Raw genomic sequence first — 20,618 nt, 5'->3', positions numbered from 1 at the left:
CGTAAGGCTGAAAAAGTATCTTTGTATATGATCCATATACGGAAGCTTGATCTTCTCCTTTCCTTCGAGAACAATTTTCTTACGAAAGGAGATCGTCATGCTCATTAACATTTCTACATCGCCGGAGGAGATTAAAAACCTCACGCATTACTATTGCGAGTGCGTCAATACTCGTTCGTTCGACGCTCGCAAACGTCATCTCACGAAGCCGAGCGTCGTCGCTCGGATTATCGGAAAATCGCCGCAGACCGTCCGTCAGTATCGCGCGGACCTGTCGACGACGGCTTCTCGCCTGATGCCCGCCGAAGACATGGTCAAGCTCATCATCGAGCGCGACGTTCAGCGAGCAAGGTGGACCGAGGCCGACGCTCTGAAGGCAAAAGAGGAAATCGAGACCGGCAAAAAAGTGGCAATTCCGCCCTACGTCCGCCGTTCGCCGGGCTACACGCCGCAGGCCTTCGAACTCCACGAACGCGACCAGGGTGTCGTGATGACCGTGACAAGTCCCGCATACGGCCAATTCGTGGCCGACGCGAGGAACTACACGATACGACCGTTCGGAAAAACTGGTCATGTACTGACAGAGAATGAACAGCTCAGATCGCGCTTTCGTCAGCCGATCTTCCGGAATCATGTTTCCCTGGCAGAGGTCGCAGACCTTTTCGATGTCGATAGTTACAAGCTGCTCGGATATCTGACCGAAGACAAATACGAGCACACCACACCAACCCGGAAGATGGTCGCACGCCTCGAAAACCATGTTTACGGGAGGGTTGCGGCATGAGGAGATACTTCATGATTTATGCTAAAGACGGGCAGATTATGGAGAAGCCATTTGCTTCAACAGTGCCATTCCCTTCCACCGACCGGTCCGGGCTCTACGTGCGATCTGATGACCTGGTTAACCGGGCTCGTTTAACGGCGGACGTGATGGACCGCATCCGCACACCGGACGCACATGTCAGAGCGTATCTCACACAGCTCAAGGACATGGGCTGCTACGCAGATGAGCGGCGTGAGCGATATCAAGCGAAGGTCGCTGCCCAGAAAGCGGCAGAGGCCGAGAAGGGTGCCGGGACCGCACCGAAACCAAAAATCCCGGACATGCTGGCGCTGCTGCCAAAACGCAAGCGATAAGGCCCCTTTCGGGGCCTTTTTCATGACAGCTACAATCCATCAAATTTGAGCATTCGGCCTTCTCGATTATCAACGGTCGTCTTGTAGAGATCGGCGATCACTAACGGATCGCACCATGCTCATCAGAATTTTCCTCGCCGCCATTTTCACGCTGCTGCCGACCACTTTCGCATCTGCTCAAGACCTGGAGTTAGAGGCGCTGAAAGCGGAACAAAAGGGACTGAAGCAACAGGCTGCCCGCTTGGTAACCTTGCTACTGCTCAATGACCCCGAAAAAGGCGGTGAAATTGCAAAGTGGGCGGCGAAGTGTACGAGTCCGTGCGTTCTTCCAAAGGAGTACACAGGTGGCGGAAATACCCAGCAATTCAGGGCAACAGCCTACCTGTTTGTGATCAGCGGCAAAGAGCTGCAGGTGAAGGGCAGCGATGTTTGCAATTCCGCATGCACGATCCTAGTCGACCAAGTGTCCTACTACGGCGGCAAAACCTGCGTCGGTTGGGACATGGCTTGGGGCGTCCATACTGCGGCTGAACCAGCGCCGGACGGCTCCTACTATCTGTCGCCCGACCAGTACCGCTACGAGGCCCCTGCGATCCGTGAATGGATTGCGGCGCAAGGAGGCATGAAGCCTGGCTTTCGATATCGATATGTCCCCTCAGAACTTGTTGAACAGACCTACGGGCTTTGCCCCGGCACGACTAAAATTGAGAGCCCGAGACCGTAGTGTTGTGTTGATCGATCAGCTCGATAGTCCGGTCGTGCCGCTGCATGCAGCGCCTAAGCCCGAGAGCGTAACGGTTTAAGTTCTTCGCGGCCGACGCCTGGGTCGCCATCGGCGCGGGCACGACAGGATCGCATCTCCGTAGCTGATCAGGAATCTCGACCGGACGCTCGACCTCTTTGATGACGACCGTCGGTTCGGTCGTCTGGCAGCCTGTCAAAACAAGCGCCATCGACATTATGATGACTGCTCTCATTGCGGCGGCCTCCAATTCTTGAGAATCGGAGCCAGAGGACCGTCTTGGTCGGCTGCGGCATCGATCTCGGCGTCCATCGCGTCAAGCGCTGCCTGCTGCTGTTTGTAAGCTTCAAACTCCTGGTTGACCGCGTCTAGTTGACGACGGCGAGCTGCATCGACCTTGTTGATCATTTCCCGGTTAGCTTCTGCGGCGTCGACCGCCTTCAAAAGGGTTTCCTGCAAGGAAGACAATCTGGTCTCTAGGCGAGCGATCTCGGCCTTCTTATTAGCGATTGAGACCCAAAGGAAACCGACGAACCCGGCAATGAGAACGAGGGCTCCGATCTGCGCATAGGCGAAATATGGCTGCAGGAACTTAAGCATCGGTGCGTCTCCTTCCCAGGATCGCGGACACAAGCGACGTGATGCCGTCCAGGTTTTTGGCGATGCGGTGGTCCATTAAGCCGACGGCCTGATAAGCGAAAAGGAACATCGCTTGGCCAAAGGCCAGCTCTTTCACGAGTTCTGCGGTTCCAGCGTGTCCTACTGCTACGCCAAGGACAGCGACAGCGATATCGGACAGGACGCAAACGGTTGTGATCCGTTTCGTGAATGTCCGGCTGCTCTTCTTGTCGGCGGCAGCGGCCCTGATCTTAGGCTGCTTTCGCATAGGCAAACTCCGGGATCGCGTCGAAGCATGGGCATTCCTTGATGCGCTCCCACGCATCGATCTTGCCGTTGCCGTTCTTGTCAGGTGAAAAATCACGGTGGCCGCAGATAGTCGTGATCTCTTGTCCGACGGTGCGCAGGAATGCCGCTAAAGCAACGAGCAGGTCGTGCATCGTTTTCTTCTGGGCAGCCGTTCGGGTGTCATTGGGCTTACCAGAGGCGTCCAGACCACCCTCGTAGCAAATGCCGATTGAACCGGTATTGTGCCCCTGGACGTGAGCGCCGATGCACGTCATCGGCCGCAGGAAGACGACGTCACCGTTTTTGCGGATGTAGAAATGGTAGCCGGGACCGTCGAAGCCACGACCTTTATGATCGGCCGTCAACTGTTCAACGGAATAGTCGGAATTGACCCTGGTCGCTGAGCAGTGCAGCACGATTGTGTGCACCGGGCGTTTGGGATCGGCAAACTTAAACGACATTTAGGAACCTCCAGATACCTTTATGGCTCCAGTGTCGAATGTTCGGCTGATAGAGACCCGGGAAATGAAAGACTTAGTTTTCGAGCCGCATGCGATCCGCGAGTTCACTCGCGATATCACCGAGAAAGGAGAGGGGTTCTTCCAACACCCCGACTTTCCTTACGTCGTTGTACTGACCGACATCAGGAAGCAGCATCCGGAAAGATTCCCGGCACGAGACCAGGCGGCGAAGGAATTTGAAGCCTTCACCGCCGACGTGATGTTGAAAGCGAAACGTTCAGATGCCGGTCTCGACACCCAAAAATTCGACGCTCGGGATTTGGCGAAAGGTGAGAGCCCGGTAGACCGGGCTCTGACAATGCTGCGAGAGCGGATCGAACGTGACGGAAAACGGAGGGCCTAAGCCCGCCATTTTTCTCCGACCAGGGTCGCGAGCTGGGCGTTTCCATCACAGTGCACGAGAGCGTATCCTGCAGCCCATGACGATGGACCGATTGCGTATTCGGCTTGCTCTTCATCGATGATCGCCCCGAGGGATATGCACTCGTCTATAAGAGCCATCCCGTGATCATGGGCTTTCAGGATGGGCTTCCCGATCTTGGCCAGGCCTGCTGTCGAACCTCTGGCACCATTCGGATTGCGGTCACCGTGGTATTGGAGCTGATAACCGTGGCGCTCACATAGACCCGCCATGGTGGCGAAGGTGAATTCAGCATCCGGTCGCCGTTCCCGCAGCAGGTGCTCAAAAATGTTGATGTTCTGGCCTTGGTCGATGTGCTCTCGGACGACCCAGTTCAACCGATGCCAGAGCTTCGAGTTTTGGACGTCGACCCTATCGGAGGACTTCAGAAGCCAGCGACGAAGGAAATCATCGTGGTTGGAATAGACGACCACGGTCTCGCACGTAGGCCGGTAGGTCTCTACCAGGAAATCGGCAGCGTGTTGCACTTCTTCGAGTAAGACACCCGTGCCCCGCGCGTGACGCTTGTAGAGAGCGATGGCATCATTATCTTCGTGATGGTTGATCGAGCCGCCGTCGAAAAGATCGTGAAAGGTCTGTACCGAAGCGTCGACAGCGTCGATCAACGGCAGGTCTTCGGTCGGGTATCCCCCCAGTCCATAAATCGCACGCAGGTAGCGGTTGTTGGCGATCCTGACATGGCTACATCCAACGCCCAGCACTGGCCCCAGTAGCCCTTGTTCTCGGCGGACATCCGCTGCGAATCTCACGATCCCTCGGTCGACATGCAGGTCCAAGTCATAGAAAGCGCCGGATACCGGATCGCATTTAACATTGCGTGCGAAGACGTTGTCGTCGTGATCGATTTCGACGATGACGAAGCCGATTGCATGAGCCTTAAGTGCTTTCAAACCAGCTTTCTGCAAGATGTAATTCGGGACGGTCATGGAGCCTGTCGTCCAGGCTGTGACGGACTCGTTCCAATGGCCTCTGGGAAGGCTCCGAACTTCGCGTTTTGGGTGAGGGAAGACGGTCGTGATGCCGCCTATGTAGGTTTCGAACCCCGTCAAGGGGTGGGTGGCTGTCGGAGACAGGTTCATCTCAGCAGCAAACTGGATTTTCGGGCTGATATCGAGGCGCTTGCGCGTCACATAAGGTTCGGCGACTGCGGACCAGGGAGCGATCTCGGTTACGTCCTTTTTCGATTTCCGCATGAACCAGCGCTTGCTGTAGGTTCCACCCCCCATCCCGACCGCGTAGCCACCATAGGCGGCCGCCAGGGAAATCATATTGATCCAAGCCGGTCCGTGTATCGGAGTTCCTTCTTGGACATAGCCCAGAATGTAACCAGCCTTTACTGATGGTCTTGCCGGACCAGTCTCATAGGCCGTCTGGGCGTAGGTCTTGGGACCGTCCCAATCAACAGGCCACATCACGCCGGGGTCGATTTTCTGGCCGACCAGAACCTGCTCGCCATCTTCGTCGGTCTCGTAAATGTCGACGGGCTCAGCAGCTTCACGGACCCAACGGCCGATCTCCAACCAGTTTGAGAAGGGGACCGTCAGCTCGTCAGTGGCGACCTTCTGCCTGATCTCTGTTTCGGTCGGACCCTTCTTCTTTTTGGGCTTCTCCGGTCCTTCGACCTCGTGGATCGCGACGTGAATTTCGTCCGGGCTGGAGTTTTCTTCGAGCCATTTTGCTGCTCGGTAGCATCGGGATCGCGCGAGGCCGGTGGCTTCGGCGATCTTAGTAAACGAAAGTCCTTTTGACAGGTACGGATGTATAAGTTGCGCATCCGCCGCGCGATCATGCTGCTGAAACATTTATATCTCCCGCCGCCTTGTTGTTTTTTGTGCGGCTTGAATACGATGTTCGCAAATAATTCTGTCGGCGCAACAATTTTTGCCAACAAATACAGCAGCTTAAATCCCAATCTGTTGACGCGATCAGGCGGCGCAAGGAGTTATAGTCCTAGTTTATTTTTGACAAACGGAACCAAAAAGACCATTGCAGCCGAGATAACGGCGGCCGCACCGGCAAATTTTGACTTCCAGCCTCGGATTTCCGTCTTGAGAGCCGAAAGATCAGTCTCAATCGCCGCAATTTTTTGGTCAGACGAAGTCTGCTTGTTAATAAAGATATCGATCTTGGTCTCGACTACGGAGAGCTTCCTCACCACTTCGAGCAACGTGTCGTCGGCTGCCATTCAAACTGTCCACTTGGTCCCCTCGTTGGAGGGATTGTGAGCATACGGGCGTGATAGAGACCCGGTTGAATTATGCTGCCTCAGCGTCCTTGGCGAGAAGATCGTCGGCGATCCCTTCCATAAGCTCCGCCGTTGTTCCGAGCTGGAAAAGAAGCTGATCGATCCGCCAGGTTCTGGTTTTCATCCGTTTAAGCAACTGTTCGGCTGAGAGATAAATGGCCGAGACGGCGAAAACCTCTCTGTGCCAGAAATACGGTTCTCGGCTGATATTCTCGACAAGCTGAAGCGATAGAACCCCGACTTGGTCAACCACGGCTCGGGTCGTCGGATAAGACCGTGCTCCGATATCAACCATCGTCTCCTGGCTTAGGTCGTAAACGCGGTAAAGCTCGGAGAATAGTCTGTGAATTCGTTGGTCTTTTGTCTTGAGATGTTTGTATGACTCAAGCGGCCGGTAACAGCGGAAAACCTGCTCCATGCCTAGCGTCTGGCAAACTGTTGCGAGACGCCCGACCCCGAAATTCTTGGTCTCGCCAATTTTTAGGTCACTCAATTCATTCGGCCGGATCGAGTGTGTCATGCTCCACAGCTTTGATCCGGTGATGTTCAACGCATAAACGTGGCGAACGATTGCGTCGACCTGCCTCTGCCGCATCCCGTCAATGATCGAGTTCGAGTGATCTCGACCGATACTGGCATTCCCAATGACGTTACCCATGGCACCTCCTACGCGGTTGAATCTAAAGCGTGATTCAACTTGAGGCGTAGCGCAATAGCCGAGAGATTATATTCTACACAACCAGGATGTAGTAGAGACAAGGGCCCGAGCCACATTAGCGGTGGCACTCCCGTCCTTCGTCACTTGATACGTAGCAAATGTTGATGTCGATGTGCTTTCAGCGTGAAATACGGGCGGATTCGAGATCACGTCAAAATAGGCGTGAGCGTACGTATCGTTTGCGTCCAGCTGAAAGACCCGCGTTACATCACCATTTGACCTGTCGAGCCTATAGATCGCGTGCCGCGTCGCGGTCTCCGCGATTTCAAAAAAGAAGTCTCTTCCGTCAAAAGCCATCAACGGGCTTTTGATGGTAGCTGTGAATACGCCGGGAATCTTCGTTACGTTCGGGACGGAAGGCACGACTGCGTAGCTCGCGCGGTCGAAGTTTGCATCCCATTCAGCTCTACTGATCTCGTAATCAGACGACGTACCGTTGTTAGCAAAAAGCGTACCGTCGATGCACATAATATCCCGCTGCGATGTCGCCTGGCGGTATGGGTAGCGGCCGTACGGCACAGCTTGAATGTTGCGGTATAGATAGTCTGCAACCGCAATTCCCGCATCGGTCACTTTGAAAATCACAATCGCTGACTGAGTCGAGTATGAGCCCTCAACGCGGCCAATCAGCCGATCAAGTCCAGTTGCGACACCTGCCCGCTTGCCAAGATTGAGAATGGTAATGTCTGACCGGCGCATTTCTTCAATATCGATGCGGCCCAGGACATACAGAGCGTCGCGAGCCTGGCAATGCGCCAATTCTTTGAATTTCCTGATCATTCGATACGATGGCAATCCTTCCGATCCCGCAGGGACGTAGGGACGGCAAGACCAGTGGTCGATGATGCTGAGATCGATAGTTGTGGGTGTCCCTGACGGCGGAATTCTCAGTGCGAACGGCTTAAGGCCTGAACTAAGACCCGAAGAATCGGCTCTATCTGGTTCAACACAGGGACTCGGATTGCTCTTGTTTTCTAGATAAGAGAACACGGTTCGGTTATTGTTAAGAGCAAGAATAGTATTCGCAGGTCCGACCCTGTCTGACCGATTATTTAGCAGGTACGCGCTGTATCCAGACGGGCTGTAAACAAGTCCTGATCCAATACCTGAAAAAATATCGAAGCCGTAGTCGTCCACATCGATCTGCGAAATCGGCGTTGACGTGCCGGACCATGAGAAGAAACTGATAACGTTCTGCTCCGCTGGGGGAATTACACCGTCGATCTTGTACCTCAAGATGGCGGATCGGGTTGTTGTCCAGCGATAGCCTTCGGTCGTGTTAGGAACTTCGGAGGTCGGTGCCAGCGTTCCGTCAAAATCCTTCGTCTTGTGCTTGATGAACTTGTGCCCTGCGGAGCCGTAAGAGAGACCGATCCCCATCTCGTCTTTTGAGATGTACGGAACGACCGGGCGAGGCGCGGACATGGCGATCTTTCCCAAAACCGCAAATCGGGGGTCGGACAGACTTGGCGAGGCGTAGATGATGCCTGAACCGCCACATACGACATAATAATCGGTGAAAGTTTCGGCCTCCGGCACCGCTGGCCGAGCCCCGGAAAGACGTCTCGCCAGCATTAGACCCTCACCGCTCCCTCGTGTCCGATAACATCGCCAAGCAGCGGATCGAGCACGAACGTGAATGAATAACGCCCACCCCAATCTTCCGGGTCAGTACCGTCAGCTTTCTTGACGTTTGGAGCCGCTGCCTTTTCGCTCCACTTCGCCCCTTGGATGGTCGGAAAGGTCCCGCCGCTCGGGACATCGACGATCAGGACACAGGACCATAGACGGCTACGCTCGGGCGCGTCGATCCGAGCCACGGCAGGCTCCGGGAAGCTGGGGGCAGGCATGATGATCGTGGTCGCGCCATTCACCGACACGCGCCAGTTTTGGCAGCGCGTCGGATCGAGCGTCAGCACGTCTCCCGCGTTGAGCGTGAGATTAACCGCCGTCTCTGTGTAAGCTCGATGTTCGACGTCGGTCAGCTCATGCCAGCCATTGCTCTTGTGTCCCGCTCCGGCGTCGGACGGAAAAGCCTTGCTGCGGGAACCAATGGTCTCCCGACCAGGTTCTCGCGAGAGGGTAGGATCGCCCTGGTTGACGCCGGACGACGAGGTGACGACGGCACCGGGCTTTCGTTCAGGTGCTGCTGCTCGACGAATACCAGACGTCAAATCGCTCATGATCACGCTCCTCCAAAGTCGATCTGACGCGGACCTTCGAAGGGAACCGGGATCGTCATCGAATGCTCAAGAACAAGATCATCTGCGGCGGCGATAGGAACCAGGTCGAAAGTGAGCCTTGTCGGGACGTCTCGGATGAGCTTCTCGGGATTCGTCGCATCTTCGTTGGTGCGACCGGCTGCTGGGTCGTAGTCCCGTGCGGAGATGTAATCGATCTGCTCTTGCAGGGCATTCTCGACACGAGCACGAACGATACCGCCTGTCGCCATCGGCGTAGGTGTCAGACCAGCGATGCTCGGAAGGACAACCTGGTCCCAGGTTTCGCCGGTCTGAGATGCCGATTGCGCACCAGTACCGGTCGTAGATTTCCCGGACCCACAGGCTGCTTTGATAGTAATACGACAGGTGTCGTCCGATGCATTCGAGGTCATCGTGTATGCCGAGACCTTGCCGACGATGATCTCACCCTCGATAGCCAGGCGGCCCGGGGGGACCTCCACACGGATGCGCTTGCCGAGATAGAGACCTGCTTCGAGTGCGTCCATGAGAGGGACCTCGAACTCGATCTCGATGCAGCGCATGGCTTCGGCGAGAATGGCTCGGGCCTTCATCAAGACAGCGAGGAGGGTTGTATGTCCTCGGACCGTTGGAAAATACTTGTCGCTTCCAATGCCGCCGAGCGGGCTTTGATCCTGTACCGCCTCCCAGTTTTGGCGCAACGTTGGAGGAAATGTTGACAGGTCCATGTAAGTGAAGTCTTCGCCCCAGGTCGCCTCGGACACCCCAGCTCGAAGACGTTCGTAAGTTTTGGAGCCAGCACGGACCTGTTGACCGACGGCATAGAACACGCCCGGTCTCCAGGCTTCTGACACGTCGTCGACGGTAATGTCTTGAAGAGTGATATCGAGCGTGCGGCCACCGCCATTACCAAGAGAAGTGTCTTGCACGCCGCTCTTCAGACGCATCTTGATGACTTCGCTGCGAGACTGTTCGGCAGTCCAGGACAGGTCGATATCGGCGTTATAATACGTGATCGGCAAAGGTGGATTCCGGGTCCCAGGGGAGGTCAGGTTTGCATCGGTGAGATATGGAAACCATTTCGCGGCCGCGCGGAAGGTGTGCTCCGTCGGTCGACCGTCATTCGGCGTGATCAGTTTTAAGCTGCTGGTCTGGACGGTGTAGCCATTGTTGTTCGAGATGCCGTCACCCTGACCTGGCCACCTGTTCTCGAAATCTTCGCCAGTCAATGTAGCGGGATCGGTGCCACCGAAAGCACTGCGAACCGCAGCCGTGGCAGAGAAACTGCCTGACAGCTGCTGCTTCCACTTCGCGGTGACCGTGACGTCAACATAGGAAATTGGTGGCTCCGTGATCTCAGCCGACAAGCTGTCTTCGAACCATTCGAGACCGATATCCCATTCGTCCAGGCCAACGCCGAAAATGTCGTGCAGCTCGCAGACGTGCGTAGCCGGATGAAAGCAGATCACGCGGCTTTGGCCGTCCAGGATTTCCGTCGGATCGTTTCTGCTTTCCTTCGCTACGAGAACGTCGTCCCAATGAGGTTGGGACTTCGTCGCTTGCAACAAGGTGAGCTGACGGTCTTGCCAGTCCCCTGGGGCGCATTTGAATTTTAGCGTCGCTTCTTCCGGATTGCCGCCAAGCGGAAAACTGTCGACTTTGCCTTTCCAGATAAGATCGAGGCTGCCGTCGGACAGCTCTACAGAGAGAAGACCCCACAACTTCCGAGTGGTTTTCAGCATGCCACCTTCCGGTGGTCGGACTTTGAGTGTGCCGACCGCGAAGCCGTCTTCCTCCGCATCAAGGACCCACTCCTCGATCTCTTCATCGAAACGGCGGTGCAGTACCTGGTCGAAACCCTCGGTCTCATCAATCCAAGCGAAATATGGGTCGCCGTAGGCCATGATCAGGCCTCAAACAGATTCAGGGTGGAGCTGACGACAGCAGCGTACTCGTCCGTGTCCATATCCCAGCCGTCGACCATGAATACGATGATCGGACGGTAGGTGCGCCACAACGCGCCGACCGGAGCCACGGTTTCATCGCTGCCATGAGGCACGACCTTGCCGCCAGCATCACGGTAGATGACGGAGCCTGGGACCGGTGGCCGTTGGAAGGGTCTGCCGACCTTTTCGTTGATTTCGCAGACGCAATAGACCGTGATGGTCTCCCCCGCCCAAAGGTCTCCGAAAGCCGGTGCGTAGGTGTCGGAGAAGCTGATCGTGGATGCGAATTTTTCGAAAGAAACCCGCTTGCGGCTGACCAGCTCCCCATTTGCAAGACGGCGACGCGAACCATTTGCAATCGGCGTCAAGGTCTGGCCAAGCGCCCTTGCCGACTGTGGCACTATGCCAAGTTCAACGAGATCAAGAACAGTTTCGGTCGTCATCAGTATCCTCTCCAGCGTGGAACTGCGCCACGTGCCGACGAAGCTCGATTGCGGAAGTCTCGCTTGATCGAGCGCAGCGCATCGCTGTCGGCGTAGACGGTCCCACCGACGCCACGGCCATCAATTGCAAGGGACAAGCGGCCCAGGTCCTGTCCGGATCGAGACGGAGCGTAGGCAGGCGTCGCCATGAAGTTTTTCGGCATGACCAGACTGTTCAGCATGTCGACGATGCCTGAGCCGTAGTGAGAAACGGCACGGGACGTCAGGATACCTTCGCCGGTTGAAACCTTCGCCCAGATCGAATCCGACGTGCCGGTACCGGGGCCGGAGATAGTGCCGCCGTTCGCGAACTTCTGGACCTGGCTGACCGCTCCGGTGATGGCTTCGCTCGCAGACGAGAAGCCCGGGGCAAACATGGTCCGGACTTTTTGCCAGGCTTCGGTGGCACCGGATTTCACGTTTTTCCAGAGCGTCTCGAAGTAACCGTCGACATTTCCGACGACACTGGCGAAGTGGTCGTCCATGCCGCCCCATGCATTGACGACCGCTTCATAGGCAAGCTGCGGTGTTTCCAGGAAAGAACCCCAGAGATCGGCGAAGAGTCCGCTGAAGGTATTCACTGAGCTGCGGAAGAACTCGTTGAAGCGGGTCCATCCGGCTTCCATCTTCCCGAGGACGGTAGTCTGATAACGATCAGCCTGATCGAGCAACTGATTGATGCCGGAGTTGACCGACTTCGCTTGCTGGTCGATGTAGCCGGGCAGGGTATCCCACGTGGTGCGTACATCCTCACCGACCTTTGTGGCCCGTTCTCCGACGGCGTCAAATGCCCCCTGCGCGGCCGAGCGCATACCGTCCCGCTGCTGTTCAACATATGGTACCAACTGCCCGTATTGGTCACGAACATAGGCAATTCCGTCGGCCGACGTCGACTTGACGTCACCGATCTGCTGATCGAGCGATTGCCGCACAAGTTTGCCCTGTTCACCAAGGAAACCAGGTAGCTCGCCGAGGGACTGCTGGATTGCGTCGTTGCTCTGCACGGCCTGATCGCTGAGACCTTGGAGGATATCGCGAGAGCGAGCATTGGCCTCATCTGCGATCTTCCCGACGACGGGCACTACCTGACCGTACTGGTCAAGCACATATGCAGTGCCGTCGCTCGACAGTTTCTGAGCGTTCGAGACCTGCTGGTCGAGAGTTTTCGCCAGGTTCTTGCCAAGTTCGTCGGTGCGCTGCTCGGTCTCGGAAGAGACGCCGTCAACGTAAGGAACGAGCTGTCCAAACTTATCTTTGACCAGCAGCATGCCTTTATCGACGGCGGCACCGGCACCGGACAGATCAACATTGAGACCATCCGTCGAAAGTTCGTCATAAGTCGCTTTTCCACGAGCGGTCAGCTCTTCAGAGCGCTGTCCGAGCGCATCTAACTTCGCTTTCATGCCGTCGATGGCTGGCGACGCCTTTGACGCATAGCCGTCAAAGGTCGAACCGAGCGACTTCTGCAGGTCCTCAGCATTTCCTTTCACAGCTTCGGGAAGTTCGCTGAGCTTGTTCTTCATGCCGTCGACAGCGGCATCTGCGGCGCTCGGGGCGGTGGATAGGAAACTGTCGAAGGCCTTTTCGCTGTCGACAGCTGCGTCGGACATCTCTTTCCTGATGTCGTCAGCCGTGTCGGAAGCGCTCTCTTTCAGCTCGCCGTACTTATCCTTCAGGCGATCAACCGTGCTGCCGGTCTTCTCCTCGATCTTCTCAGCAGCCGTGTCGAACGGGCTTTCGATCTCCTTATCGAAAAGACCGATCCACTCGGCGAAGGAGCGCAACTTCGATTTCACAAAGTCCATCGCTTTGTAGAACGTGTCGACAGGATGAAGCAGGGCGTTGACGATGCCCTTCATCGCAGACCACAGGGTGCCGCCGATCCACGTGACTGCTGACCACAGCTCATCCCGCCAGTACCAAACAGCGGCAGCAGCTGCGACGATGGCAGCAACGATGCCCGCGACGGCCGCAGCAAATAGCCATATTGGCGCTGTTGCACCGACGATCATCGTCGCCAACGAAGAGATCGCGGGGACTACAGATACTGCGATCAAGGAAAAGAGGTTCTTGAAAACGCCGGTCAGGCCGTTGACGATAAAGAGTGTGGTCGAAAATGCGGTTCCTAGCTTTTGCAGCAAAGCTCCGACGCCCGTCAGTTTCAGAGCGAGCAGGATAAGGCCGAGCTGAAGAGCCGAGTCGAGACCGATCATCTGGGCGAAGCTGTCCAGGAAGCCGTAGATCGTGACGAAGAAGCTCTTTAGGAACTCGAAAGCACCGGCGATCTGAGCCGGGATCGCTACGATAGTCGCAATGATCATGTCGGAATTCGCGCGGACGAATTCCGCAATCGGCTGCAGGAATTCGAAAGGATTCTCTTCGGAAATTTGACCGCCGTTCAGCAAGGTCGCCACGGCCTGGACAAGATCGCTGAAACCCTTTGTGATGAACGCCAGGGCGGCCGTGATCTCGTCTTTGTGCTTGATAATGACGCTCGCGACGGCACCGACTGCTATACCGAGATTGCGAAGGCTCTCACCGATGTTCGACGCCCACGGCATGATAGCGTCCGAGCTATCATTTCCAGCCAAACCGTTCTTCAAGCTCTCGATAGCAATGCGCACGCCTTCGGCAAGCTGAGCAATTGTCGGCAAATCGTCCTGTGCGTAACCAGCAGCCCCCAGGATCGCCAAGCCAAACTGGAGCGCACCGTCAGTCGCGGCACTGAGGCTCTTGCCGACGTCATTCAGCCACAGTTCACGAGAGGCACCGCGCCCGTTGAGCGTATCGATCAGGTCGAGTGAGATGCGGCGGACAGTATAAAGGGCAGGGGCCATCCTCCGGACGACACTGTTTTCAATCTCGACGGTCTTACCCTGGAAGGCGCTTACGACGTCATCGCCGATTTGCTTCACGGTAACCAGCGTGTCGCCAAGGAATTTCGACACCCGGGCACTGTTCTTCGCAATCGCGTCGGCCCATTCCTCCGACCTATCCGTCAGGGTAGGGAAGATGGCGTCGACGGTCTTGTAGGCGAGCCCGCGCAAGGCTTCGTTGACGGATCGCTGCTTCACGAGCAGACCTTCCATCTTCTCCGCCTGGGCGGCTGTCACAACGGTGCCAAAGCGGTCGGCACGCTGCTCAGCCTCAGCCAGCCCCTTTGCTCCGTTACGGAGGATTGGCAAGATTTTCTGAGCCGAGGTGCCAAACAAGTCGAACGCGGCCCCGGCTCGCAGAGTGTCGGACGGGACTCTTTGAAGTGCGTCCGCAACCTCATCAATGACGGTCGACGTAGATTTCAGGTTTCCCTGGGCATCACGGACCTCGACACCGATTTGCTCGAAAGCCCCGGCGGCGGTTCCCTCAGCATCCTTACCGGCTTCGATGACTTTGTCCGACAGGCTCTGCAGGCCGGTCGTCAGATCATTAACATTGCCACCGACACCGCGAACGGCCGACGCAAGACGCGAGAACCGTTCGACGGGAACACCGGCAGCCTTCGCCAGGTTGCCCATGTCCGCAATCGAGGATGCAGTCTGCGTCGAGAAGGCCTTCATGGCGGTATAAGCACCGCCGCCAAGCAGAGCGATGGAACCACCCACATTGACGGCCATGCGACCCAGGCTGGCAAGAATGGAAACACCGGTCTGCAAGACAGACACGAACGTGCTGGCAGCGCCTTTTATAGCGCCAAAGCTCTTCACGCCGATTGAGGCGGTTGTGGCAATCGCCGTCTGGGAATTCTTTAGGCCGGTGGTAAGACCATCTGTAGCTTTCGACGCGGATGCATCGATCTTCGCCGAAACCTGCTTGAAGCGGCTCTCAAGGTCTTGGAGACGCGCGAAAATCTCGTCAAAGCCCGTGACCTTAGCATTGATTTTGATCTCCGGCGCTTTTGCCATTACCGCTTACTCCACCCCATGTCCTCGATCTCCCGGTCGAGGCGCGACGCCGTGGCTGTCGACACGCGCTTGGTCTCCAATTCTGGAATTGTGTCCGGTTTGGCTGATTGAGACCCGGATGAATCCGAGCCTCCCGACCGGCGGTTGATGAAACCGGTCAGCGCCTTTTGCTCGCCACGAGCGCCAAGGACGGCGATCTCAAGATCACGAATGTCAGAGCGCTGCTTGAGACGGTGATGAACCTGGAAACGGTGTACGATCTGGCGAGGTGTCATCATCCACGGGTCTGGATAACCGGCTTCGCAAAGGGCAGCGCACATCTCGTCGAGCGCTTCGAAAAAGCCCAGGCGATCTGGGCCTTGGTCGTCTACGAGTTGGCTTGGGTGGCTGACCCGTCGTCGGCTTGTGGCTCCGGCGGACTCTTCTCCGACAAAGTCGCGAACAGGATCGAAAGGTTTTTTTTAGTCACTTCTAAATCGGGGAACCAGTGTTCGAAGAGTGCCTTGGCCATATCGAACATTTCGTCGAAGGACAGCCCGTCGACATAGGCTTCGATGATCTCGACATCCTCTTTGGATGGAGTGACCTCAGCTCGAATGAACGACTGAACAATAATCCAGCGGATGAACTCAGGGAATTTCCTGATTTCTGTCAGCATGGCGTATGGCCCGTGATCTTTTGCAAGCATCACAGCGTTCGACAGGTCTCTATCTCCGGAGATTCGCTCGGTAACGGGAATGAAGCCGATTGGATTGAGAGTCATGGCGTTGCCAGACCCGTCGTTGACCGTAATATTTCGTACTGTCGATTTCATTGTTTTCAGGTTCGACATCGCGTTCTCCAGTTCTGATGTTCTGGAAAAGCGTGACGCTATCGGCTGATAGAGACCCGGAAAAAAGAGAGGCCGCACTACGACGGCCTTTCATAAAGTGGGATCGATAAAGATCAGGCGGCGAGATCGACTTCGATGCCAATACCCTGATCGCCGCCAAGGTCTAGTGCAGTGCCGTTGATCTGGACGCCTGTGACATCATCTTCGTCGACGTAGGCGATGTCCCCGTTTGGAGAGAGGGTCACTTGCCACAGACGAAGGACCTTCGGCTGCGAGTTCTTGCCTACATCACGCACGGCGATCTCGACATCGATCTCGGTGTTGGAGCCGATCTTGGCGAGCAGGCGCTTGTCGGACGCTGTGATTGCCGTAGCAGTGTATGCGCCCGTGATCGGGAACTTTCCGCTGGCGTCAGGCGTAACACCGGTCGGTACTTTCAGAATTTGGATCATGCCAAATTCGGGATCGACGACTTTGAAATCGGTACCTTCAACTAGTGAGGTCGCGCCAGAAAGAATCTCGACATCAGCGATATCGTAGTGACCGGCATGGATAAGGTCGCCGATGCCTACCGTTCTGTCGAACGTTCCGGCTGCAACGGCATCTTGCGTCAAGACACCCTCGGACGAGAGCAAGGATACGGCGCGGATGAACTTTGTCTTCTGCATGGCCGTGAAGCTGACGGTCGACGCGATCTCGTTGAGAATGCGGGTCCGGGTCGTTCGGACCGGACCGTTTTTGCCTTTCCGCTCAATGAACGTAGGTGCAAGGTTGAGCGTGAAGCTGTCCACGTCACCGAGCTGAAGCCAGAGGCTGCTGCCTACCTTGCGGATCATGACTTCCGCACGACGGATTTCGTATAGAGTTTTGCTAAGCACATTGTAGCTAGGCATGTATTCCTCCCTTATCGAGACCCAATCGTCTCGGTTGTTTCCCCTTCGCGCGTCTCGTAAGTGAGGCCATAGCCGAGCTGCCGGACTGCGAGCATTGCGCCATTGTGTCGGGCAACATCTGATTGAGACCACGATAAAGTTAGGCCGCCGTCCTGCAGGCTTTCGCTACCGGTCAAAATGTCGTCGATCTGCTGGCCGAGCAGGGCAAGTGATCGGCCGATTTCCGGCTTAGAGCCGTCATCGGCGACCGTGATCGTGAGTGCTGGTAAACCCGTTCTCGGCCGATGTCCGATGCGTTTGCCCGTATGCCGGTAGTCGACGCGTGGCATCCAAACGAGGACGCACGGCCAGTACCGTTTATCCGTCGGAAATTTCTGATCAACTAGGATGCGGCCTCCGATATCTGGCAAACCGGCAATCAGGAGGTCACGGATCGTGTCGCAAAGGTCTAGTTCTAGCTTCACGGATAGACCTCCGTCACCTCGACTTTCACCATCGCAAATCCGTCGGGCCAGACGCCTCCATCGGCGACGCGGAAGGTGGCACCGCGAAGGGAGAAGAGATCACCTGGTTGAAGCCCCGGTACATCCATTGCCGCGACAAGGATCGAACTGATGCCAACCTTGGAAACGGTCTGCAGAGCAGTCTCAACCTTGGCCGAGAACTGCCGCACGATGGCACGGATGGTAACAGGCTGCTGACCGCCTGCTGTCCAAACCACAGGCTCCGATCCGCCGTATGTCAGCAGATCGTCGGCCATGGTTTCGAAGCCAGGGGCTGTAGCGATGGGAAAGGAACCGGAGTTCAGGTGCATCAGACAGCTCCCAAATTCCGCTTGTAGGCCTCGCGGGTGTCGGTGAACTCACCTCCGACATAGCTCCAGCCGATGCCGACGTGAGCGGTCTCCGGCGTCTGTTCGAGGAACTCGATGCCCGGTCTAGGTGCCTGACCAACGGTAACTGCCACGATGTAATGCGTGGCAATGTCGACTTTAAAATATCGATTGTGCATCAGAGGGTCTCCCAGACAATCACGCGGATTCTAACTTCGCCTCGCTCACCGGGACCACCAGCTAGATCGACAGGGGACGCCCCTCCGGCCCCACCGGGAATGCCTCCTTTGCCGCCTGGTGTGCTACCGTCTCCGCAAGAACCGCCGGAGCCAAATTGACCGTAGAGGTTGGTATTCGCATCCGACCCGGCAATGCCGAAGTCGCCCCAGCCGGTATACAATGCCAGCTCGTTGTCGGCCGTCGACGATGCTCCACCGGTCCCAAAATAGCCGGGATCACGCCCGCCGCCGTTGCCAGGTCCGGTTGGATTGCTTGGGCCGTCTTTGACAATCGCAGGATCGCCGTATCTAGCGCCGTTGCCGACAGCGATAACCCAGTTCATTCGTTGCGCATCAACGTTGGGCCATCCTCCCATCCCGCCGAAAGCCATAATCGACCGGCCACCGGTAAAAGTGACTACAGTCGGACTACCGCCATTGCCCATATCCCCGATTGCCCCGAGGCCACCCGCGCCGATGTCGATGTAGATCGAGCCGTCGGGGACGTCCGAGAGCCAAATGCTCTTAACGGAGACGATGCCAGCGAGGCCGCCAAAGGCTGATTCACCGGAAGCTCCTGCACCGCCAGCACCGACAACCATGAATTCCAGCTCGATCTGGCGCGGGTCCAAACCAGGCTCAGCAGCACCAATCGCAGCCACAATGTCTGCTTTCGACGTCGTGGCTGACGTGGTGTATTTGATGTGGTCGGCGGTGCCAAATTTCATGATGCGTCGACGAGCCGGGAAGGGACCGGAAGCGCCACCGCCAGACGAGCCCGCGATGTAGGAAGGAGACCAGCTCATCGTTAAATCTCCGCGATGTAGATTTCGATGGCAGATGCACCGGAGTTCTTGATGCAGACTTTTGAGCCCGGATCGACCTTACGGCCCTCATCTCCTGGATAGATTGGAAGGAACGTTTTTCCGGACGCCTCAGCCATAGAACCACCGAGCATGCTGGCACCTTCGGTACCTGGGGGCACTCGGAACGACATGAATTCGGTCGTGTCGTCGAACGTGTGCTCGACCGTGTCTCCGGCGGCCACGGGGATGCTAGTCACCAGTCTGGGCATGGGCGGAACGGGGGTGATCAGATGCTCGCCGAAAACTGTCAGTAGATAATCGATATTGGTGTCAGCCATCTCAAAGCTCCGTCGTTAGAGCTATCGTGGAGTCATCGGCTGATAGAGACCCCTGAAAATGACGAGGCCGTCTGCAAGGAGCTACAGACGGCCTCGGGAGCGAGACAACTGGAGAAAATGTCTCACTCGGTCTCGACTACGTTTTCGACCTCGACTGGAAGGCCGGTTTCCTCATCGAGGAGGACCTCATCCTTCTCAACGACAAGGAATTTCTTGGCGGCACCGGATGCCAAGAGCGCCGCGTGAAGCTCCCGGTCGTCGGTGTCGATCTTGGACTTAGCCCCATGGTATTCTCCGGCGATCTTGACCGAGCCGGTGAGAATGAGGGTCGGAAGAACAGAACCTTCCACATTTTCCGAGGTGACCTGTTCTTGTCTCTTTGCGGTTGCCATTTTTCTTTTCTCCAAAGTTCGGAGAGCCTCTGATCTCCCAGAGGCCCAAATCCGTTAGCCGAATGCCTTGATCGTGAACGACGCGTTGCGGCGGCCAGGGTTCAGGATTGGCGAAGACTGCGATTGTAGGAGGCGACGGCTCGGGTTCCGCTCGATCCAAGAGTTCGGGAAGATTTCCATGGCCTGTAGAGCTTCTTCGTCCAGGATCGCACCGTGAACTTGGATGCCTTCCATCTGATCGGAGTGTCCGACGACCGTGCCTGGTGCCATGAGCGGGTAGTTAACGCCGTTCAGCTCGTAATACTCGCTGTAGACCCAAACCTCGAAGAGCCCGAAGACACCAGCGAGCTGCGCACCGTTGGCTAGATCGAGTGCGCCGAACTCAGCATAGCCACCGGCCGCACGACGGTTGTCGAGGATTTCTCTGACATCCTTATCCTTCTTGAACGCTCGCCAGGCCTGGGGGTCCATGGTGATCTTGCGCACGGTCACGCCTTCCTTTTCATGGACGCGTTCTGCCATGTCTTCCAAATCGTCAAGGGGCTTTGCATCCGCCTGACCCCAACGGTCCGTGCCCGTCAGTGTGAGGGTAAGATCAGGATCACGACGATAGTCAATGATGCGGGTCGGATAATTCTCGCCAGTGATCGTGGCCTTACCGGTCGTCAGCAGTTGAGCTGCCATGAACTCTTTACGGCGGGTGATCTGGTCGACGTGGTCGAGCAGCGTTTCAGCGACTGCAGCGGCGCGGCGGTCGCGGAGAGTCATGTCGCCTCCGATGCGTTCGCCAGCGCGGCGCTTCTGCGTGTCCTTCGGCTTCAGGATGCTGGTCGGCTTCACGTATGCCGGTTTCAGCGTAACCGTCTCGAACGGCAGGGCATCGACTGCTTGGCCTGGCATGTCCGGGTGAACGAAAGGCGCTAGAGCCCGACGAGACTTCTCGATATCGATGGCGACCATTTCAGTCTCCTGGACATCGATGATCGGGAATGCGCTCGACAGGAAATGCGTCTTCGGGCGGATCAGACGCTTAACGGTCTTCGCCAGGACGATTGGATCATAGATATTGCTCATGTGTCTGTTCCT

Annotated in this window: 26 protein-coding genes; 4 read left to right on the top strand and 22 right to left on the bottom strand. The window is 56.5% G+C overall.

Translation table 11 applies throughout. The features are described from left to right. The first annotated feature begins 97 nt into the window (after nt 1-97). From BBX50_RS07875 to BBX50_RS07865, 3 genes are all read left to right on the top strand, one after another. A complete protein-coding gene (locus BBX50_RS07875; RefSeq protein ID WP_065774760.1) occupies nt 98-784 on the top strand; it encodes a hypothetical protein in 687 nt (228 codons plus the stop codon). 11 nt (nt 785-795) lie between these two features. After that, on the top strand, nt 796-1,137 hold the full coding sequence (locus tag BBX50_RS07870) for a hypothetical protein (protein ID WP_139108316.1): 342 nt from the start codon (nt 796-798) through the stop codon (nt 1,135-1,137). A gap of 115 nt (nt 1,138-1,252) precedes the next feature. Next, the gene (locus tag BBX50_RS07865; RefSeq protein ID WP_065774758.1) at nt 1,253-1,861 is read left to right on the top strand and encodes a hypothetical protein; all 609 of its coding nucleotides are present in this window, start codon (nt 1,253-1,255) and stop codon (nt 1,859-1,861) included. Here the strand turns inward: BBX50_RS07865 and BBX50_RS07860 are convergent. From BBX50_RS07860 to BBX50_RS07845, 4 genes are read right to left on the bottom strand one after another with little or no spacing between them, the layout of a single operon-like run. Continuing rightward, nucleotides 1,836-2,114 (bottom strand): hypothetical protein, encoded by a 279-nt coding sequence (locus BBX50_RS07860; protein ID WP_065774757.1) that lies wholly within the window; start codon nt 2,112-2,114, stop codon nt 1,836-1,838. The two genes, BBX50_RS07865 and BBX50_RS07860, sit on opposite strands and share 26 nt — an antisense overlap. Next, nucleotides 2,111-2,479: a hypothetical protein gene (locus BBX50_RS07855; protein WP_065774756.1), complete on the bottom strand. Its 369-nt coding sequence runs from the start codon at nt 2,477-2,479 to the stop codon at nt 2,111-2,113. Before BBX50_RS07855 ends, BBX50_RS07860 begins: the two co-directional genes overlap by 4 nt. Further along, on the bottom strand, nt 2,472-2,765 hold the full coding sequence (locus tag BBX50_RS07850) for a hypothetical protein (RefSeq protein WP_065774755.1): 294 nt from the start codon (nt 2,763-2,765) through the stop codon (nt 2,472-2,474). The genes BBX50_RS07855 and BBX50_RS07850 overlap by 8 nt, the downstream gene beginning before the upstream one ends. Next, nucleotides 2,749-3,246 carry an N-acetylmuramoyl-L-alanine amidase gene (locus tag BBX50_RS07845; protein ID WP_065774754.1) on the bottom strand — a complete coding sequence of 166 codons (498 nt, stop codon included), beginning with the start codon at nt 3,244-3,246 and terminating at the stop codon, nt 2,749-2,751. Before BBX50_RS07845 ends, BBX50_RS07850 begins: the two co-directional genes overlap by 17 nt. A gap of 64 nt (nt 3,247-3,310) precedes the next feature. Between BBX50_RS07845 and BBX50_RS07840 the strand changes: the two genes are divergently transcribed. Beyond that, the gene (locus tag BBX50_RS07840) at nt 3,311-3,649 is read left to right on the top strand and encodes a hypothetical protein (protein WP_139108315.1); all 339 of its coding nucleotides are present in this window, start codon (nt 3,311-3,313) and stop codon (nt 3,647-3,649) included. Here the strand turns inward: BBX50_RS07840 and BBX50_RS07835 are convergent. From BBX50_RS07835 to BBX50_RS07750, 18 genes are all read right to left on the bottom strand, one after another. Continuing rightward, on the bottom strand, nt 3,646-5,529 hold the full coding sequence (locus tag BBX50_RS07835; RefSeq protein WP_065774752.1) for a hypothetical protein: 1,884 nt from the start codon (nt 5,527-5,529) through the stop codon (nt 3,646-3,648). The genes BBX50_RS07840 and BBX50_RS07835 overlap by 4 nt on opposite strands. Nucleotides 5,530-5,669: 140 nt before the next feature. Beyond that, nucleotides 5,670-5,912: a hypothetical protein gene (locus BBX50_RS07830; RefSeq protein ID WP_065774751.1), complete on the bottom strand. Its 243-nt coding sequence runs from the start codon at nt 5,910-5,912 to the stop codon at nt 5,670-5,672. Between the two features lie 70 nt (nt 5,913-5,982). Next, complete coding sequence (locus BBX50_RS07825; protein ID WP_065774750.1) at nt 5,983-6,630, bottom strand: hypothetical protein; 648 nt, start codon at nt 6,628-6,630, stop codon at nt 5,983-5,985. 66 nt (nt 6,631-6,696) lie between these two features. Next, nucleotides 6,697-8,265 (bottom strand): hypothetical protein, encoded by a 1,569-nt coding sequence (locus BBX50_RS29715; protein ID WP_139108314.1) that lies wholly within the window; start codon nt 8,263-8,265, stop codon nt 6,697-6,699. Next, nucleotides 8,265-8,873 (bottom strand): hypothetical protein, encoded by a 609-nt coding sequence (locus BBX50_RS07815; RefSeq protein ID WP_065774748.1) that lies wholly within the window; start codon nt 8,871-8,873, stop codon nt 8,265-8,267. Before BBX50_RS07815 ends, BBX50_RS29715 begins: the two co-directional genes overlap by 1 nt. Nucleotides 8,874-8,875: 2 nt before the next feature. Further along, the gene (locus BBX50_RS07810; RefSeq protein ID WP_065774747.1) at nt 8,876-10,795 is read right to left on the bottom strand and encodes a hypothetical protein; all 1,920 of its coding nucleotides are present in this window, start codon (nt 10,793-10,795) and stop codon (nt 8,876-8,878) included. A 2-nt stretch (nt 10,796-10,797) separates the two neighbouring features. Beyond that, the gene (locus BBX50_RS07805; protein WP_065774746.1) at nt 10,798-11,280 is read right to left on the bottom strand and encodes a hypothetical protein; all 483 of its coding nucleotides are present in this window, start codon (nt 11,278-11,280) and stop codon (nt 10,798-10,800) included. Further along, complete coding sequence (locus BBX50_RS07800) at nt 11,280-15,221, bottom strand: phage tail tape measure protein (protein WP_065774745.1); 3,942 nt, start codon at nt 15,219-15,221, stop codon at nt 11,280-11,282. Before BBX50_RS07800 ends, BBX50_RS07805 begins: the two co-directional genes overlap by 1 nt. Beyond that, nucleotides 15,221-15,499: a hypothetical protein gene (locus tag BBX50_RS07795; RefSeq protein ID WP_065788384.1), complete on the bottom strand. Its 279-nt coding sequence runs from the start codon at nt 15,497-15,499 to the stop codon at nt 15,221-15,223. Before BBX50_RS07795 ends, BBX50_RS07800 begins: the two co-directional genes overlap by 1 nt. A gap of 89 nt (nt 15,500-15,588) precedes the next feature. Continuing rightward, nucleotides 15,589-16,053: a hypothetical protein gene (locus tag BBX50_RS07790; protein ID WP_065774743.1), complete on the bottom strand. Its 465-nt coding sequence runs from the start codon at nt 16,051-16,053 to the stop codon at nt 15,589-15,591. 113 nt (nt 16,054-16,166) lie between these two features. Continuing rightward, nucleotides 16,167-16,946, bottom strand: a complete 780-nt coding sequence (locus BBX50_RS07785) for a hypothetical protein (protein WP_139108313.1) — start codon at nt 16,944-16,946, stop codon at nt 16,167-16,169. A gap of 11 nt (nt 16,947-16,957) precedes the next feature. Next, nucleotides 16,958-17,410 carry a hypothetical protein gene (locus BBX50_RS07780; RefSeq protein WP_065774741.1) on the bottom strand — a complete coding sequence of 151 codons (453 nt, stop codon included), beginning with the start codon at nt 17,408-17,410 and terminating at the stop codon, nt 16,958-16,960. Then, nucleotides 17,407-17,760, bottom strand: coding sequence for a hypothetical protein (locus BBX50_RS07775; RefSeq protein ID WP_065774740.1), 354 nt, complete (start codon nt 17,758-17,760; stop codon nt 17,407-17,409). Before BBX50_RS07775 ends, BBX50_RS07780 begins: the two co-directional genes overlap by 4 nt. Beyond that, nucleotides 17,760-17,957 carry a hypothetical protein gene (locus BBX50_RS07770; protein ID WP_065774739.1) on the bottom strand — a complete coding sequence of 66 codons (198 nt, stop codon included), beginning with the start codon at nt 17,955-17,957 and terminating at the stop codon, nt 17,760-17,762. Before BBX50_RS07770 ends, BBX50_RS07775 begins: the two co-directional genes overlap by 1 nt. Then, nucleotides 17,957-18,802: a glycine-rich domain-containing protein gene (locus tag BBX50_RS07765; protein ID WP_065774738.1), complete on the bottom strand. Its 846-nt coding sequence runs from the start codon at nt 18,800-18,802 to the stop codon at nt 17,957-17,959. The genes BBX50_RS07770 and BBX50_RS07765 overlap by 1 nt, the downstream gene beginning before the upstream one ends. Nucleotides 18,803-18,804: 2 nt before the next feature. Continuing rightward, entirely contained in the window at nt 18,805-19,140 is a 336-nt protein-coding gene (locus tag BBX50_RS07760) for a hypothetical protein (protein WP_065774737.1), read from the bottom strand. 122 nt (nt 19,141-19,262) lie between these two features. After that, nucleotides 19,263-19,532, bottom strand: a complete 270-nt coding sequence (locus BBX50_RS07755; RefSeq protein ID WP_065774736.1) for a hypothetical protein — start codon at nt 19,530-19,532, stop codon at nt 19,263-19,265. Nucleotides 19,533-19,586: 54 nt separating this feature from the next. Continuing rightward, nucleotides 19,587-20,606 (bottom strand): major capsid protein, encoded by a 1,020-nt coding sequence (locus BBX50_RS07750; RefSeq protein WP_065774735.1) that lies wholly within the window; start codon nt 20,604-20,606, stop codon nt 19,587-19,589. Nucleotides 20,607-20,618 lie beyond the last annotated feature (12 nt).

Source organism: Ensifer sp. LC11, assembly GCF_001695835.1.
Classification (GTDB): domain Bacteria; phylum Pseudomonadota; class Alphaproteobacteria; order Rhizobiales; family Rhizobiaceae; genus Ensifer.
Note: the sequence above shows the minus strand (reverse complement) of the source record. Positions and strands in the feature narration are given on the sequence as shown.